Annotated in this window: 1 protein-coding gene; it reads right to left on the bottom strand. The window is 62.1% G+C overall.

All coding sequences use genetic code 11. The features are described 5' to 3' along the window. On the bottom strand, nt 1-751 hold a 751-nt coding region (gene fabD / locus L692_RS0119515; protein WP_025701736.1), incomplete at its 3' end, for an ACP S-malonyltransferase. Between the last annotated feature and the right edge of the window lie 4 nt (nt 752-755).

Genomic DNA, 755 nt, shown 5'->3' with positions numbered 1-755 from the left:
CCTGCCGGACCAACAGCTCGCGGATTTCCTCCGGACTAGTGACGGGAAGCGCGCTAACGTTAACAACAACGGGAACGGACGGGGCCTTGAACTCCATCTTCGACAGCTCGTCCGACAGCCGCTCAGCCGCCTGTTTCATCATCGAGGAATGGAAGGGACCGCTTACTTCCAGCGGAATCGCCCGCTTGCCGCCGGCTTCCCTCACCCGCTGAACAACCGCGTTCACTCCGGCCACTGAACCGGACACGACAATCTGTCCCGGACAATTGATGTTCGCCAGCGCAACCGGACCGTCCTGCTCCGATACGCTGCGGCACAGTTCCGACAGCGCCTCGCGGCCGGCGCCAAGCACAGCCGCCATCGCACCCTGGCCGCCCGGCACGGCCTCTTCCATAAACTGGCCGCGCAGGCGCACCAGCTTGACGGCGTCCTCGTAAGTCAGGACGCCGGACGCCACCAGCGCGCTGTATTCTCCCAGGCTGTGACCGGCCACATAGTCCGGCGCAAGGCCTTTGCCTTTCAGCGCTTCCAGATAGGCCACGCTTGCGGTCAACAGCGCGGGCTGTGCGTTGGCTGTCTGCTTGAGCTCGTTGTCTGGTCCTTCAAATACGAGCGTGCTGAGCGGAAAGCCAAGAGCTTTATCCCCTGTTTCAAATATCGCGCGGGCCTTGGGCACAGCTTCGAACACATCCTTCGCCATGCCGACCGCCTGCGCTCCCTGGCCGGGAAATACGAATGCGATTTTACTCATTATG

Origin of the sequence: Paenibacillus forsythiae T98, from assembly GCF_000520735.1 — a bacterium.
In the GTDB taxonomy this organism is placed as follows: Bacteria; Bacillota; Bacilli; order Paenibacillales; family Paenibacillaceae; genus Paenibacillus_AQ; species Paenibacillus_AQ forsythiae.
Note: the sequence above shows the minus strand (reverse complement) of the source record. Positions and strands in the feature narration are given on the sequence as shown.